This window comes from Agarilytica rhodophyticola, from assembly GCF_002157225.2.
Taxonomy (GTDB): domain Bacteria; phylum Pseudomonadota; class Gammaproteobacteria; order Pseudomonadales; family Cellvibrionaceae; genus Agarilytica; species Agarilytica rhodophyticola.
Map to the genome: position 1 here is coordinate 2,492,762 of NZ_CP020038.1, position 15,696 is coordinate 2,508,457.

At 42.5% G+C, this 15,696-nt stretch carries 14 protein-coding genes; 11 read left to right on the forward strand and 3 right to left on the reverse strand.

The features are described 5' to 3' along the window. Nucleotides 1–38 precede the first annotated feature (38 nt). From pilW to der, 7 genes are all read left to right on the forward strand, one after another. The gene (gene pilW / locus BVC89_RS10540) at nt 39–878 is read left to right on the forward strand and encodes a type IV pilus biogenesis/stability protein PilW (RefSeq protein WP_245929370.1); all 840 of its coding nucleotides are present in this window, start codon (nt 39–41) and stop codon (nt 876–878) included. 6 nt (nt 879–884) lie between these two features. Further along, nucleotides 885–1,949: a RodZ domain-containing protein gene (locus tag BVC89_RS30555; protein ID WP_086931161.1), complete on the forward strand. Its 1,065-nt coding sequence runs from the start codon at nt 885–887 to the stop codon at nt 1,947–1,949. Between the two features lie 88 nt (nt 1,950–2,037). Then, on the forward strand, nt 2,038–3,150 hold the full coding sequence (gene ispG, locus BVC89_RS10550; RefSeq protein WP_086931162.1) for a flavodoxin-dependent (E)-4-hydroxy-3-methylbut-2-enyl-diphosphate synthase: 1,113 nt from the start codon (nt 2,038–2,040) through the stop codon (nt 3,148–3,150). 114 nt (nt 3,151–3,264) lie between these two features. Further along, nucleotides 3,265–4,542, forward strand: coding sequence for a histidine--tRNA ligase (gene hisS / locus BVC89_RS10555; protein WP_086931163.1), 1,278 nt, complete (start codon nt 3,265–3,267; stop codon nt 4,540–4,542). Nucleotides 4,543–4,551: 9 nt separating this feature from the next. Next, the gene (locus BVC89_RS10560; protein ID WP_086931164.1) at nt 4,552–5,319 is read left to right on the forward strand and encodes a YfgM family protein; all 768 of its coding nucleotides are present in this window, start codon (nt 4,552–4,554) and stop codon (nt 5,317–5,319) included. A 2-nt stretch (nt 5,320–5,321) separates the two neighbouring features. After that, nucleotides 5,322–6,467, forward strand: a complete 1,146-nt coding sequence (gene bamB / locus BVC89_RS10565; protein WP_245929371.1) for an outer membrane protein assembly factor BamB — start codon at nt 5,322–5,324, stop codon at nt 6,465–6,467. A 17-nt stretch (nt 6,468–6,484) separates the two neighbouring features. After that, the gene (gene der / locus BVC89_RS10570) at nt 6,485–7,873 is read left to right on the forward strand and encodes a ribosome biogenesis GTPase Der (RefSeq protein ID WP_086931166.1); all 1,389 of its coding nucleotides are present in this window, start codon (nt 6,485–6,487) and stop codon (nt 7,871–7,873) included. A gap of 20 nt (nt 7,874–7,893) precedes the next feature. On the opposite strand, the gene BVC89_RS10575 is transcribed toward der, so the two are convergent. Further along, nucleotides 7,894–8,346: an Lrp/AsnC family transcriptional regulator gene (locus BVC89_RS10575; RefSeq protein ID WP_086931167.1), complete on the reverse strand. Its 453-nt coding sequence runs from the start codon at nt 8,344–8,346 to the stop codon at nt 7,894–7,896. A gap of 117 nt (nt 8,347–8,463) precedes the next feature. Here BVC89_RS10575 and BVC89_RS10580 point away from each other — a divergent pair, with 117 nt between their 5' ends. Beyond that, a complete protein-coding gene (locus tag BVC89_RS10580) occupies nt 8,464–9,057 on the forward strand; it encodes a LysE family translocator (RefSeq protein WP_086931168.1) in 594 nt (197 codons plus the stop codon). Between the two features lie 213 nt (nt 9,058–9,270). After that, the gene (locus tag BVC89_RS10585) at nt 9,271–10,221 is read left to right on the forward strand and encodes a hypothetical protein (RefSeq protein WP_086931169.1); all 951 of its coding nucleotides are present in this window, start codon (nt 9,271–9,273) and stop codon (nt 10,219–10,221) included. A gap of 74 nt (nt 10,222–10,295) precedes the next feature. On the opposite strand, the gene yciH is transcribed toward BVC89_RS10585, so the two are convergent. Next, nucleotides 10,296–10,625, reverse strand: coding sequence for a stress response translation initiation inhibitor YciH (gene yciH, locus BVC89_RS10590; protein WP_086931170.1), 330 nt, complete (start codon nt 10,623–10,625; stop codon nt 10,296–10,298). Between the two features lie 66 nt (nt 10,626–10,691). Between yciH and BVC89_RS10595 the strand changes: the two genes are divergently transcribed. Next, complete coding sequence (locus BVC89_RS10595; protein WP_086931171.1) at nt 10,692–11,504, forward strand: ion transporter; 813 nt, start codon at nt 10,692–10,694, stop codon at nt 11,502–11,504. A gap of 17 nt (nt 11,505–11,521) precedes the next feature. Here BVC89_RS10595 and BVC89_RS10600 read toward each other — a convergent pair whose 3' ends face one another. Continuing rightward, the gene (locus BVC89_RS10600) at nt 11,522–12,439 is read right to left on the reverse strand and encodes a UDP-2,3-diacylglucosamine diphosphatase (RefSeq protein WP_086934575.1); all 918 of its coding nucleotides are present in this window, start codon (nt 12,437–12,439) and stop codon (nt 11,522–11,524) included. A 327-nt stretch (nt 12,440–12,766) separates the two neighbouring features. Between BVC89_RS10600 and BVC89_RS10605 the strand changes: the two genes are divergently transcribed. Beyond that, nucleotides 12,767–15,247, forward strand: coding sequence for a hypothetical protein (locus BVC89_RS10605; RefSeq protein ID WP_086931172.1), 2,481 nt, complete (start codon nt 12,767–12,769; stop codon nt 15,245–15,247). The last annotated feature ends 449 nt before the right edge of the window (nt 15,248–15,696 follow it).

The window sequence follows — 15,696 nt, forward strand, 5'->3', positions numbered from 1 at the left end:
TTATAACACAGAGCTATAACAATACTTTGAGTAAAGTTATGACAGAAAATATGGGAAATTTAAAAATTATAAAAGGTACAATGGACAAGCTAAAAGTAGTGAAGAAATATACTTTTAGACTTGCTACTACTATTATTTTTCTCAGCCTAACAGCCTGCGTTACGCACTCGGGAAGCACTGGCCCTAAAAAAGTCGACAAGGCCAAAGCGCTCGAATCTAATATTCGCTTGGGTATGGCATATTTGCAGCAAGAGCAGCGCGATAATGCCTTGCGCGCTTTCTCCAAGGCGCTAGAAATAGATAAGCGATCAGCTGAAGCTCATCAAGGAATGGCTCTCATACACAATCTTAATGGAGAGTACGATTTAGCGGAGAAAAGCTTCTTAAAAGCCCTTAAAGCTCGCTCTGATTTTTCTCGTTCTGATATTCAGTATACTTACGCACGGTTTTTAATAGATCGCAAGCGTTATAGTGAAGCTTTGCCTCTTCTCGAATCTGCCACTAAAGACTTAAGTTTCAGGCGTCGGCCTAATGCATTGTTTAGTCTCGCCCAATGTGCCGAAAAGATGGGAGATCGGAGTCGGGCGTTGGCAGCATATAAGCATGCTTTGAATCTCAATCCCCAGTTTGCCCCCGCTGCTTTGGAAATTGCGCACAAAAGTTTTGCCAGTGGTGATTACGCTAATGCCAAAAAGCACTTGGACATCTACAGTAAAAACTCTCGTCAGTCGGCGCGCAGTTTATGGCTGGGTATTCGTATCGAGCGTGTCTTTGGCAATACCGATAAAGAAGCAAGTTATGCCTTGGCGCTAAAAAATCTGCACCCATATTCGCGCGAATATCTAAAGTATAAAAAGCTCATTGAATCGAATAAATAAACGTCTATGAATGCATCCCAAGCAGAAGTATCGAGTGTGTTAGAAGATTGGAGTCAATTGCGCAAAAGTGTAGGTGTGTCGTTGGAGGAAATTTCCAGCCAAACACATATTCCTATCCGTAAGTTGGAAGCCTTAGAACGCCATGAGTTCGATAAGCTCGGCACTACTACCTTTATTTCTGGTTATATAAGACGCTATGCAAAAATCATTAAGCAAGATCCTCAAGTCTTGCTACAGGTTTATCTCGATACATTACCCCCTCAAGCTGCGGATGTAGTTAACGAGACAAAAACCGTCATTGGCAGCAAGTCGACCTCTCAAGTAGCATGGAAGAAAATAGGGATATTACCCTTTGTTGTTTTCGCCATTGTAATCTGGGGTGGTGTCATGTTTTTTATGAAGGACAACAGTTCTGATAACCGTGCTATCACAGCTCAAGATACAGCTGCTGAGCAAACTGAAGGAAGAGCCAGTAATCAAAGTCCACAAGAAAACGAGGCTATGACTGGCGACGAAACAAACGAACCATCATCTCAAGGTAACTCTGCGCAAAGTGTTGATACGGATCTCGTTAGCCCGACAGCTGAAGGGGCTAATGTATCAACATCTGTTCAAAGCCTATCCGATGCGCCCGAAGCCGCTGCTAGTATCGCTACTCCCAGGCCACTACTAACACCTGCAACAACACCAGAACCGACACCAGTCGCAACAGTCGCTGCAACTCCAGTTCCCACACCAACATTGGCACCGGTAGTTGAAACGGCTCAAGGGCAGCAAGTTTCTCCTTCCCAAGATACTGCTCAATTGTCTAGTTCTAGTGCCGGTGGTTCCCAAGATACTTTGGAATTTAGCTTTAGCGAAGACTGCTGGGTCAATGTGGAAGACGCCACTGGGCGCGTGTTGATTGCACAACTTAAGAGGAAAGGGGATAATCTGCAACTTTTTGGTCGAGCCCCCTTTAACATTTTACTGGGTAACGCCCGTGCAGTGACGCTGATGGCAAATGGTCGATTGGTGTCGACAGAGCCGCCGGGTAGTAGAAAGACCTATAGATTTAAAGTTGATAGCTGATGCTGATTCGCGAGGAAGCGCAGAAGTTTTACTCGTGGTTATGTCACTATCTGAATATTATAGAAATTATTAAGAGTATCTCTGTGTTATGCAGTTTCAATCGCCAATAGTGCGCCGCAAATCGCGCCAAATTATGGTGGGCTCGGTGCCAGTCGGCGGCGATGCACCTATTTCTGTGCAAAGTATGACGAATACTGAGACGACAGATGTGCAAGCGACTGTTGATCAGATTAACCGAATCCAGGAGGCCGGAGCTGATATTGTGCGTGTTTCAGTCCCGACCATGGATGCTGCCGAAGCCTTCGGTCAAATACGTAAACAAGTCAATATACCTTTGGTTGCGGATATTCATTTTGACTATCGAATTGCCTTGAGAGTTGCGGATTTAGGTGTTGATTGCCTGCGTATAAACCCTGGCAATATTGGCCGTGAGAAACGTATCTTGGCTGTTGTGGATAAAGCCAGGGACTTAGGTATTCCTATTCGTATCGGCGTAAATGCGGGCTCTTTAGAGAAAGATATTCAAAAGAAATACGGCGAACCAACACCCGATGCCTTGGTGGAGTCGGCGATGCGTCATGTGGATATCTTAGATAAGTTGGATTTCCAAGACTTTAAAGTCAGTGTTAAAGCTTCAGATGTCTTTATGGCGGTTGCTGCCTATCGCAAATTAGCTTCTCAAATAGAGCAACCTTTACACCTTGGCATTACCGAAGCTGGTGGTTTTCGCGCTGGTGCGGTTAAATCATCGGTGGGTTTAGGTATGCTGTTAATGGATGGCATTGGCGACACTATCCGTATCTCTCTCGCCGCAGACCCTGTAGAAGAAGTTAAGGTGGGGTGGGATATTCTAAAAAGCCTTAAGCTGCGTGCTAAAGGGATTAATTTTATCGCTTGTCCCAGTTGTTCACGACAAAACTTTGATGTGATCAAGACCATGAATGAATTAGAAGTACGTCTTGAAGACATTAAGGTACCTATGGATGTTGCTGTTATTGGTTGTGTGGTTAACGGGCCTGGAGAGGCTAAAGAGGCTGACTTAGGTCTTGCCGGTGGCACACCTAGAAATTTGATCTATATCGATGGCCAGCCCAACCAAAAATTGCAAAATGAGAACCTTGTGGATGAATTGGAACAACTTATAAGAAAAAAAGCTCAGGACAAAGCCGAGCAGAACGACAAGCTTATCGCCAAGGCATAAAATCACTATCAATTATTAATTTGGGGGGGACATACTTGTATGTCTCTCTTGAGTGTATTTTTAAAGCGTAGCTTTTTAAACGAGCAACTTATTTAACAGAATAACGATCGAATCATGGCAACAACACCTTTACAAGCCGTTAAAGGCATGAACGACTTACTGCCTTCAGAGTCACCGGTATGGCAGTTTTTTGAGTCGAAAGTCGTCGAAGTCTTGCATAGCTACGGCTATCAAGAAATTCGCTTTCCGATATTGGAAAAAACTGAACTGTTTCAACGCGGTATTGGTGAAGTGACTGATATTGTTGAAAAAGAGATGTATACCTTCGTCGATAAAGGCGGCGACAGTCTCACCATGAGACCCGAAGGTACGGCAAGTTGTGTGCGTGCATGCGAAGAGAATCGCCTGTTATTTGATCGCGCTAATCTTGTACAAAAGCTATGGTATACCGGACCGATGTTCCGTCATGAACGACCACAAAAAGGACGCTTGCGACAGTTTCACCAAATTGGTGTTGAAGTTTTTGGCTTACAAGGCCCAGATATTGATGCTGAATTGCTGTTGATGACAGCTAGGTTATGGCAAGAGCTGGGTATTGACGATGCCGTTGCTTTGCAAATTAATACCCTTGGTACGCCGCAGTCGCGAGCGGATTATCGCCAGGCGTTAGTGGCGTTTTTAAATCAACATCGAACCGAATTAGACGAAGATAGTCAGCGTCGTATCGATCGCAATCCGCTGAGAGTGCTCGATAGCAAAGACCCCAAGACGCAAGCCGTCCTTGACAATGCGCCGACACTTTTTGATCACCTGGATGAGGAGTCAAGAGAGCATTTTGATCAGCTCAAGTCTATTTTGGATGCAATGAACATCCCATATACAGTAAACCCGAGACTGGTAAGAGGTTTAGATTACTACGGTAAAACGGTTTTTGAATGGGTAACGACACAACTCGGTGCACAGGGTACGGTATGTGCTGGCGGGCGCTATGATGGGCTCGTTGAAGAGTTGGGCGGCAAACCGACCCCAGGTGTTGGCTTTGCAATGGGAATTGAAAGGTTAATTTTACTATTAACGGAATTAAATGTTGTACCCGAGGATATTTTTGCTTCTGCTGACGTCTATTTATTGGTAGCTGGAGACGTCCTTAACGATGCTTTCGCAGTGGCTGAACAAATACGTTCAGACTTGCCATATTTGCGCGTGCAAATGCACTGTGGCGGCGGCAGTTTTAAGAGTCAGATGAAAAAAGCAGATAAGAGCGGTGCTGATATCGCATTAATTCTCGGTGAAGATGAACTAAAAGAAGGTGTGATATCCGTTAAATATTTACGTGAAGAAAAACCACAGCACACCGTTAAATTAAACGAGCTAATTAATATTTTATCTTAGGAGTAACCAGTGGCAGACCATTTGACAGAAGAAGAACAAATCATTGCATTAAAAAACTGGTGGAATGAATATTGGAAGTCCGTCGTGATTCCCATTGTAGTGGTAGTGGTCGGCTATTTTGGGTGGAGCACATGGCAGGATCAAAAACAACAAAAAGCATCTTTAGGTGGAGCTAAGTATTTAGACCTGGTTAAAGTCATGGAAGTCCAGCCTGGAGGGCAGTTAACAGAGCAACAAAGGTCAAATGCTAAACTTATTGCGACAGAACTAGTCGATGATTATGCCGGTACTTTATATGCCGACCAAGCTAATCTGATTTTGGCACGTTTTGCTGTAGATGCGAAGGATCTCAACGGTGCTCAGGCGTTTCTTCAGCGTGTTGTTGACAACGGCGCTAACAATGCTATTAAAGATTTAGCTACAACGCGTCTTGCACGTGTAAAAATTGCTAATAAAGAATATGATGCGGCATTGGCACTTGTTAACACTAGTGTTAGCAAAGAGGCCGGTTATAAATCTTTATTTGCTGAGGTGCGTGGTGATGCCTTGGCTGCACAGGGTAACGCTGAGTCTGCCAAGACTGCGTATCGTGAAGCGATGGAAAACTTACCACCGGAACAATTTAACCGCCGTAGTATTTTGCAATTAAAAATAGACGGTGCCGATATTTTAGCTGGCAATGTGAAAGCACCTGCAGTGCCAGTTGAGGAAAAAACTGAAGTGGATGTGGGCAGCCAGGCTCCAGACACGGAAGCTAATGACGCGGAGAAATCATAATCGTGCGTGTTGTTTTACTACTGTTATTTGCTGTATTTATTAGTTCTTGTTCATCGAATAAAGAAAAAGACGAAGAATCAAAAGTTGCTAAACTTGTAAAGTTTGATAAAACCGTCAAAATGAAGCGCCTATGGAGTGCGGGCACGGGATCTGGCAAAGGCCGCAAATATTTGCGTCTTGTGCCCTCTATAGACAAAGGTGTTATCTACACCTCAGACCCCAAAGGGCAAGTGTTTGCGTTCGATGTTGAGACTGGCAAAAGGCAGTGGAAAAGCAAGACAAAATATAAAGTATCAGGCGCGATTGGCGCCGGTTTTAATCGCGTATTTTTTGGCACTATTGATGGACGTGTCGTAACACTAGACGCTGCCAATGGTGAAAAACTATGGGAAGCTAAGACCAGCAGTGAGATACTCGCTCCTCCTGCTACTAACGGCTCTATCGTGGTTGCCCAGACTATTGATGCACGTGTTTTTGCTTTTGATGCAAAAACTGGTGAGCAAGTCTGGTCTTATGATCATTTAGCGCCAGTATTAAGTTTGCGTGGTACCTCTAGCCCTGTGATCACAGCTACGCAGGTTATCTGCGCCTTTGATAACGGGCAGATTGTGAGTTTCTCTGCCGTGGATGGCTCTCGCACCTGGGAAGCACGTGTTAGTCAGCCTAAAGGTAAAACAGACTTAGAACGTATCGTCGATGTGGACGGCACACCGAAAGAATCCAGCGGTATCATCTTCGCAGGTAGCTACCAAGGTAATCTCATTGCACTTACTCGCGCACAGGGCAAGCCAATTTGGCGCAAGGCCCTATCTACCTATCAAAACCTTTCAGTCGCTAATGGTAAAGTTTTTGTCAGTACCGATCGCTCTAGAGTAATTGCGTTTAATTCTGCCAATGGCGATGTGCTGTGGCAAAACGAACAGTTGTTAAACCGTCAGATTAATGCACCGGCAGCCGTGGGTGACTATGTGGTAGTGGTGGACGAGGAAGATTATCTACATGTGCTTTCTCAGGACGATGGTAGCTTTGCTTACCGCTTTAAACCTAAAGGAGACGGTTTCCATTCGCCTATGTTGTCCTATAAAGATAAACTGTACCTTCTAAGTGACGACGGTAAGCTATCGTCTTATGAAATTGCGCCGCTTTAAGGATAGTCGAAAACCTCATGTTGCCAACAATTGCTCTGGTGGGCCGCCCTAATGTAGGTAAATCCACCCTTTTTAATAGACTTACTGGCACTCGCGAAGCGCTAGTGGCTAACTATGCGGGTTTAACCCGCGATCGAAAATATGGCGAAGCGAGTATCTCCGGTAAGAGATGTATCCTAGTGGATACCGGTGGTATTAGTGGTGAGGATGAAGGGATTGATGCAGCCATGGCTGAGCAATCCAAGCAAGCCATTATTGAAGCGGATATTGTACTGTTTATGGTCGACTGCCGAGATGGATTAGTGCTTGCCGACCAACAGATTGCCGATTTCCTGCGCAGTCAGAATAAAGTTACTTATCTCGTTGCAAATAAAATTGATGGTTTAGACCACGAATTAAGTATCGCGCCTTTTTACGAGCTGGGTTTGGGAGAGGTCTACTCCATCGCTGCTGCTCATGGGCGCGGTGTAAAAAGCTTGATGGAAAAAGTCCTCGATGAAGTACCCGAGGAGGATAGTGAGGATGCTGAATCACCCCTCGGTATTAAAATGGCGATTATCGGCCGCCCCAATGTGGGGAAATCGACACTGGTTAATCGCATGCTTGGTGAGGATAGAGTTGTTGTCTATGATCAACCGGGCACAACTCGCGATAGTATTTATATACAATACGAGCGCAATGAGAAACCTTATACTTTGATCGATACTGCCGGAGTTAGGCGACGCAAAAACGTCTCTCTCACGGTTGAAAAATTTTCAATTATTAAAACCCTGCAAGCTATCTCCGATGCTAATGTTGTTATTTTGGTGGTGGATGCAAAAGAGGGGATCGTTGATCAAGATCTTCATATTATGGGACATGCTATTGATGCAGGACGCGCCTTAGTTATCGCTTTAAATAAATGGGATGGCCTGGAAGAAGATCATAAAACCTATGTTAAAAATGAATTGCAACGAAGGTTACGTTTTGTAGATTTTGCCGATTTGCATTTTATCTCTGCCTTGCACGGAACGGGTGTTGGGCACCTTTATAAGTCTGTAGAGAAGGCATTTAGTTCAGCTACCGAAAAATTCTCGTCCAATCACCTTACTAAAATACTGGAAGATGCGGTCAGCACTCACCAGCCGCCACTGGTGCGAGGACGTCGAATAAAGTTGCGCTACGCCCATGCTGGCGGCCACAATCCGCCAATTATTGTAATCCATGGTAATCAAACCAAGGATGTGCCACAGCATTATACTAAGTATCTCGAAAAAACCTTTCGACGTGTGCTAAAGATGCATGGTACTCCGATCCGTATCGAGTATAAGAGCGGTGACAACCCTTTCTCCGATCGTAAGAATAAATTAACAGAAAGGCAGATCAATAAAAAACGCCGTCTTATGCGTCATAGTAAAAAAAAGTAGTGTAAGAAAAAGCGGCCCAGTCATATTCTCTCATCTTTCGGGGACTCCATCACCACATGAGTAATGATTGTGCTCACTTGTGGTATGGCCCCCAGAATATCTGTATGAAACAGTTTAAATGATGCAATATCACTGGTTTCAATTCTTAGAAGATATTCAAAAGCTCCAGTAACATTGTGGCACTCCTTGACTTCATGAGCGAGTTTAATAGATTTTTCAAAGGCCCGTTGGGACTCCATGGAGTGCTCTCTTAACCCCACACCCACATAGGCAATAAAACCACTGCCCATCATTTTGCTATCCAGGATGGCCCTGTAACCCCGTATATGTCCGCTATTTTCCAGGTCTTGCACTCTGCGTAAGCAGGCGGAGGGTGATAGCCCTATTTTTTCGGCCAGCTCTGTATTGGGGATACGACCATTATATTTAAGCTCTCGCAATATTAATTCGTTATACCTATCAATCTTAGTCATTTATTGTTGTCTTCTAGGTTATTGCTACTCTATTCGCTTAAATATTGTAGCTTTATTAAGCTAAAATTGCATAATAATTATCGTAAAAAGACAATGGTATTCTGAGATATATAGATTATGGACTACAACATACTTACTGCGCTTACGGCTTTTGCCTTTGTATCTTCAATCACACCTGGCCCTAATAATGTGATGTTGATGAATTCAGGCGCAAACTTTGGTTTTAAATTGACAATACCCCACATGCTGGGCGTGGCTCTCGGTTTTGTTGTTATGGTTATTTTAGTCGGTTTGGGCATTATGCAAGTATTCGATGCCTTTCCCATCGCCCATCAAATATTAAAAGTATTGAGTATTGTTTATCTACTTTATTTGGCTTACAAGATAGCTCTTTCCAACAGTTTTTCAGAGGAAAAATCGAGCAAAGTAAAGCCTCTTACTTTTATGCAAGCTGCTTTATTTCAATGGGTGAACCCGAAAGCCTGGACTATGGCACTCACAGCCATCAGTCTTTATGCCCCGACACACAGTTTTTTCGCAGTATTACTTGTCGCTTTAGTGTTTGGCTTCGTGAATTTACCTTGTGTCAGCTCATGGACTGTTTTGGGCCAAAAAATGCAACGCTTTTTAACGGACAGTACACGTCTTAGAATTTTTAATATCTCTATGGCAGTGCTACTAGTGATCTCTCTTTATCCCACTTTGTTTTAGTGAATATTAACGCATAAATAGTTCTAAAGGTGAGAATAAGGTGGCGTTGCCAAAACGATGAAATAGCGCTATAGAATTAACATGTTAAAGTTTTAAGAAAGGAGCAAGTTTTTACTAAAACAACAATATGTAATAAATAACACCGTTGTCATAGTACTGTAACATCTAAATAAAAGAATAGGGCGTCAGCAACAGAACCTTGAGCCCTATTTGATGAGTCTTACCGACATTCTAATGATTCTTGGCTTTGCGTTAGCCGCTTATTCCATTATTGCCAACGATTCTATCCAAACTCTAGGTACCTTTATTGCGTCTAATACCCATCGCCCCTGGTGGGTTTTATGGGCTTTTGCAGCATTTGTACTTGTATCTGTGGTCGGGGTTGGCTGGTATCTAAACGGTGGTGATCCTGCTTATGGGCGACTAGAAAAATTCCCTTGGCCAGAAAATGGTATTCAGTGGTTTCATGTTTTGCCGCCATTGGTAATTCTAGTGCTTACCCGCTTTGGTGTTCCAGTTAGTACCACCTTCTTAGTCTTAGTGGTGTTTAATCCATCTAATCTTGGCTCAATGTTGATTAAATCTGTGTCGGGCTATGTGGTGGCTTTTATCGTTGCGATTATCACTTATCGTCTTGTGATTTCTAAAACCACCGAATATTTTGACCGCACAAAAGGTGAGCCAGCAGCTTCCTACTGGGTGTGGCTGCAATGGATAGCGACTGCTTTTTTGTGGAGCCAGTGGCTTATCCAAGATTTAGCCAATATTTTCGTCTATTTACCACGACAAATTTCTGCAGTGGAATTACTGTTTGCTGTGTTTTTTATTGTAATTTTACAGGGCGTAATCTTTTATCAGATGGGAGGGGCGATCCAAAAAATTGTTACTAATAAAACAGGCACCAGTGATATTCGTGCAGCCACTATTATTGATTTTATTTACGCTATTATTCTTCTGGTATTTAAAGAGTGGAGCAATATGCCAATGAGTACCACGTGGGTGTTCATCGGCTTACTGGCTGGACGTCAAATTGCCATTACCTTACATCTATACAAACCCCCTATGGTGGAGTCGAAGAAAATTGTGTTCAATGATGTGATAAAAGCTGGTTTAGGCTTATTAATCAGTGTTGTTTTAGCTATTCTAATTCCGGTATTGAGTTAGTAGACACTAATAGCACATAAACTACACTGATATAATCTAGCGCAGTAAAAGTTGGGATCTAGCTGCCAGGGTATTTATCCTCCAGCACGCTTCGCATCATAGCCTTGTTCTTTTAAGTAGCTGAGAATTTTGTCACGCTGGTCACCCTGAATCTCTATCTTGCCGTCTTTTGCTGTGCCACCTGTACCGCATACTTGCTTTAATTTCTTCGCCATGGTTTTCAGTTCATCGGCGTTCATATCAAACCCGGAGATGGTTGTGACACCTTTGCCATTTCTGCCTTTTGTTTCACGCCCGACTCTTATGATGCCGTCAGAGCTTACGCTTTGGTTTGTCTCAGTGGTTTTTGTTGGTTTTATGCGCCCTTTATCTGTGGAGTACACCAACCTGCTATTTTTATTCATAAGTAAGTAGTGGTATTGTCGCGTTTATTTTTTACTATCAAATTTTAACTGTCAAAATTACAAATCATGAGTAATATCGAGCTGAAAGAGAAATTTTATACCGTCATTTTTGGTACTGATACACCTGCAGGGAAGCGCTTCGATATTGCCCTGATTATCGCTATTATATTGAGTGTGCTAACACTTATGGCAGAGAGCGTAAGTGATCTTACGGATAATTACTACATCTATATCCGTACCCTGGAGTGGATTCTCACCATACTCTTTACCGTTGAATATATACTGCGCATCTATTGCTCGCCTAACCCGCGACATTATATCACTAGTTTTTATGGCATTATCGACTTGATATCGATCCTGCCTACCTATGTAAGTCTACTGGTGCCAGGTGTTAACTTCCTGTTGGTTATTCGTATCATGCGTTTTTTACGTATTTTTCGGGTGCTCAAGTTAGTCCGCTACCTGACCGAGGCTAATACTTTAGTACGTTCTATGGCTCATGCACGTCGAAAGATATCAGTTTTCTTCTTATCGGTGCTGGTGTTGGCGACGATATTTGGCGCCTTGATGTACATGGTGGAAGGGCCTGAAAATGGTTTTAGCAGTATTCCTACGAGTATTTATTGGACTATCGTCACCATTACTACAGTGGGGTATGGTGACATTACACCGCAGACGCCGTTAGGACAGTTTATTGCCGCTTCGGCAATGCTTATGGGCTATTCAATATTGGCTGTGCCAACGGGTATTTTTACTGCTGAGCTAGCGCATGAAATAAGCCGTGAACGACTAAACATTATTTGCCCTAATTGTTCAGCGGTAGGCCACGATCACGATGCGCAATATTGCAAAATGTGTGGCAGTAAGCTTAAGCCTTAAAATTTTAGCCCAGTGATTCACACGCTGGGCTGATCTTCATTAGCAGTGCTTTGTGCTGCTTGTGCGGGTATCTTTTGGGGCTGCGATTTTTTACGCATTTTGTTTTTCATCAATGTGGAGTGTTCCAGCCAGTAGATAAGTTTAAAATTACCGTCATGGTCTTCCACTAGTGCGGTACAGGATTCAACCCAATCCCCAGTGTTGAAGTAATCAATATCGTGAATTTTTTTTGCCGCAGCTTGATGAATATGGCCGCAAACGACACCGTCGAATCCTTGTTTTTTAGCGCCTAGAGATACCGCACACTCGTAGTCATGGATATATTGTTTGGCACGCTTAATGTGAGTTTTCAAAAATGCTGCAAATGACCAATAGCCCAAGCCTGCTTTGACACGAATTCTATTAAAGGCGCGGTTCAAGAGCATTAATACTTCATAGCCCACATCGCCAATATATTTCAGCAGTGCCGTACAGCGCGTCACACCTTCAAATTGATCACCGTGAATTACCAGATAGCGTTTTCCTGTAGCACTCACATGGGTTGTACGATTAACAAGATGAATATTATCAAAGTCTGTATTGGCATAACGGCGCAGAAACTCGTCGTGATTGCCCGTTATGTAATATACCGGAATCCCTGTTTTTGATAGCTTGAGAATATGGCGGATAACACGATTAAAACTCTTGTGCCAATAAACACCTGATTTCATTCTCCAGCCGTCGAAAATATCACCAACTAAGTACAAACACTCACATTTATTGGTTTTTAAGAATTCGGCTAAGTACTGTGCTTTACAGTCTTTTGTTCCCAAGTGGACATCGGAGATAAAAATCGAGCGGTATTGGGGTTTTCTGCTTGGATCAAAGCTCCCACCGTCAGTGTCGAAGTGCTTCGCGTGTCGATAAAGTTCTGATAGGTCTAAGCGCTTTTTCATGCTTGCATTCTGAACAATGCTTTTTACGCTTATATTATATTTTTGTGAATACTTTATGACCGCCTCTTTAGATGTTTCTAGATACTTTTTATCTTGCCTTGGCGCGCGCTCTCGCGAGTGCAGCTTAATCATCAATAAGCTAATCGAACAAAAAATATTCACAGAGCCGGTATGATTGTTTATAAGGAAAAGACAATTTTTATCGAATTTGGTTTTGTAAACCAAAAAGGGAATTTATAAGCTCACCAATTCTTAGCGCAAGCTGATAATCAATTGTTTCGATACATATTTTGTAATTACATTGCCCCCCTTATTTTTGGGGGTATTATGATTATTCGAAAAACAATATTGAGTGTGTTATCCGTCATTGCAGTGAGTTCTGCTGCAGCTTCAGAAAATTTAAGCCTAGAAAACTTTAACTTAATAGAAAACGGTGATTTTGAAACCGCCTTTGCACCTTGGGAATTTGCCTCTTGGGGAGAGACCGGAGAGCATAAAATAGGTCTATGGGACTACGATGGTATGATGGTTTCAAAGGTTGTGGGTAAAGGATCGCTAATACAAAACGTAAGCGTTGAACCTAACAGTACTTATCAACTGAAAGCCAGTATTGTTGGTCATGTAAATTTTGGTGTTAAAGGTCAAGACATTATCGAAACTTATAGAGTTGTTGATGCTGACAAGCCAACCGAGGTTAGCTTTTTGTTTGTCACAGGAAACGAAACAACAAATGCGAAGGTGTACTTCTACGCAAGTGATAGCTACATGGGCGCAGAAATAGACGATGTGACTATGAGTAAGCAAGATACTCTCGACCTAGAAACACAAAATACCAATGTTCTCGTTAATGGTGGTTTTTATGGCAGCGAATTTCCATGGATATTTGCACCCTGGGGAACACCAGCTGAATTTATAGCTGATCCATTGGCAGGGACTGTTCACGATGAGAATAATAGTGTTATTAAAGTAAACGGCATTGGTGCTGTAACTCAAACCGTATTGGTCGAGCCCAATGCGGACTATCTTATCAAAGCAAAGACCTACGTACTTAACGATCACGTATTTATAGGCGTTAAAGGTGAAGGCATCATTGAAACATCAGCTAAAGCCAATCTAGCTGGTTTGCAATATGGATGGAAATATATCTCAACCCCTTTTTCTACCGGTGCCAACGCGAAAACGGCCGAGGTCTATTTATATAGTGGAACAAATAACGGTACGGGACTGGTTGATGACGTAGAGCTTTATCGAATAAATACACAACAAAGCGCGTTTAGCGAGCACAGCATTCCCGGGATTATAGAAGCTGAAGACTATGATTTAGGTGGCCAACAAGTCTCTTATTTTGATAAGTCTCTCGATAATACCGGCGGTGCTTATCGTAATGACTTGGTTGATATTGCTACCGATATTGTTCTTATTGATGGAGTCTCAGATCAAGCAACTTTTATTACTAATACTGAGCCAGGTGAGTGGACGGAATATAGCGTTAGCGTAACCCCAGGGGTATACGACATTGTATTTACTGGCGGAGGAGAAATTGAAAGTATTCCTAACCGCTATAGTAATTGGCGTGTAAATGTCTCCATTGACGGTGAAGAAATTGCCTACGCAGATTTACTAACAGATGATAAACGTAGCTTCAAAACTGTTAAGATTGATAATGTAGAAATTAAACCAGGGCTTACGCAAAAACGCGTTATTCGCTTTAGCTATCTTGGCAATGCTGGTGGTGTGCATCTCGATAAGATTGCATTTCAAGAAAGTAAAGTCACAACAGTTGAACCTTATAAGCAAGTTGCTTTTAATGGCATGGCTACCTCTCTACCCGGAAAGATTCAGCCCTATGAGTATGATCGTGTCGAGTCTATCGCCACAGGCGAAGATATTGACGGGGAAAGAATCGCTCATTACCAAGCCGATCGCAACAGCATTTTAACTCCCAACCAGTCCGGCATGTGGGTCGAGTATACTGTCAGTTTTAAGGATGTTAATAAGTCGAGATTTTGGACAGCAAAACTTAATGGTGTAGAGCGGATTGGCGGCTACATGGAACTCTATATCGGCTCAAAAAAAGTCGCTAAATTAGCACTCAACGAAAAAACTCCCTTTACCTTGCCTGAGTTTGTGAAGTTCGACACTCCAGTGGTGATACGAGCTAAAATTATTGGAGCCAGTGGTATTGTTAATTTCACAATGTTTGATTTTGACAGTGTGGAATTTGCCGCTGAAGCCGACATTTTTACACCTATACCCGCACGATCATTTCAACAAATACCTTTTGCAAGTGAAGACTATATGCGACAGTTTCCTGGTCGTATTCGCGGTGAGCATTTTGACCAAATTATTGAGGACGATGTAATAATCAATGGTAACGGTAAAGCCTATTTTGATAAAACACCGGGTTCAATAGGAGCTAATTTACGCCCTGGAGAAGACGCTGACTTTTATCTTAGACAACGGTATGAAGGTTTGCGTTATGAAGGGCTAGTGCTAGAGGTTGGAGAGTGGGTTGAATATACATCTAGGTTTGACGATTCAGAAGAGTATAAAAAATGGCTGTTTGAAATAACCTACTATGCCTCAGCAAGGGGTATGTCTTTGGATCTTTATATTAATGACTATTTTATTGCTGAATTAGCACTTGATCGGGGTGAGCCTCTCTGGTTTTTAAAACATGCGTCTGTCGATTTATCTGCACAATTAGTACAACGTTTTTTCGGCAAAGACAATGTTATAAGAATCGTTGCTAAGGGTGATGAAGGAGATACTCTTGATATTGGTTTTTTAAACTTCCGTAAAAAGTAAAATTTAATATTGGTTTAGAAAACAAAAAGCTACCCTTAATCAGTCCGTTGTGCATAGATCACGATGCATTTTAATTCAGTGAGGGAAGTGGCTGTCTAAGCAGGATGGCCACTCCATTGAGATTTTTTCGAACCGCCTAATCAATTGTGTAAAGGGTTCGCTCGCGTAGGGTCGATGAATAACGAACGTGAGCTGGCTCGAATACTTATTGCTATTTATTATATACATCACTCTATTTCTTAACGATTCTACAAAATATTACTGATCTTAGCAGAAATTGATTCATATCAATGACGCCTATAGTTATATCTTGCCTCCGTCGGCATTTTTGCAAAATCGAGTTTACCTCATGAGCCTTGGTCTATACTCAATGAAGGATATTTAACATATTCATCGTTTATTGGCGCATTTTGCATCATTTGTGTTAACCAGTGTTAGAGGCTTTGGGT

Coding starts and splice junctions, on each gene's coding strand:
- pilW (WP_245929370.1), top strand. CDS start 39: ATGACAGAAAATATGGGAAATTTAAAAATTATAAAAGGTACAATGGAC.
- BVC89_RS30555 (WP_086931161.1), top strand. CDS start 885: ATGAATGCATCCCAAGCAGAAGTATCGAGTGTGTTAGAAGATTGGAGT.
- ispG (WP_086931162.1), top strand. CDS start 2,038: ATGCAGTTTCAATCGCCAATAGTGCGCCGCAAATCGCGCCAAATTATG.
- hisS (WP_086931163.1), top strand. CDS start 3,265: ATGGCAACAACACCTTTACAAGCCGTTAAAGGCATGAACGACTTACTG.
- der (WP_086931166.1), top strand. CDS start 6,485: ATGTTGCCAACAATTGCTCTGGTGGGCCGCCCTAATGTAGGTAAATCC.
- BVC89_RS10575 (WP_086931167.1), bottom strand. CDS start 8,346: ATGACTAAGATTGATAGGTATAACGAATTAATATTGCGAGAGCTTAAA.
- BVC89_RS10580 (WP_086931168.1), top strand. CDS start 8,464: ATGGACTACAACATACTTACTGCGCTTACGGCTTTTGCCTTTGTATCT.
- BVC89_RS10585 (WP_086931169.1), top strand. CDS start 9,271: ATGAGTCTTACCGACATTCTAATGATTCTTGGCTTTGCGTTAGCCGCT.
- yciH (WP_086931170.1), bottom strand. CDS start 10,625: ATGAATAAAAATAGCAGGTTGGTGTACTCCACAGATAAAGGGCGCATA.
- BVC89_RS10595 (WP_086931171.1), top strand. CDS start 10,692: ATGAGTAATATCGAGCTGAAAGAGAAATTTTATACCGTCATTTTTGGT.
- BVC89_RS10600 (WP_086934575.1), bottom strand. CDS start 12,439: ATGAAAAAGCGCTTAGACCTATCAGAACTTTATCGACACGCGAAGCAC.
- BVC89_RS10605 (WP_086931172.1), top strand. CDS start 12,767: ATGATTATTCGAAAAACAATATTGAGTGTGTTATCCGTCATTGCAGTG.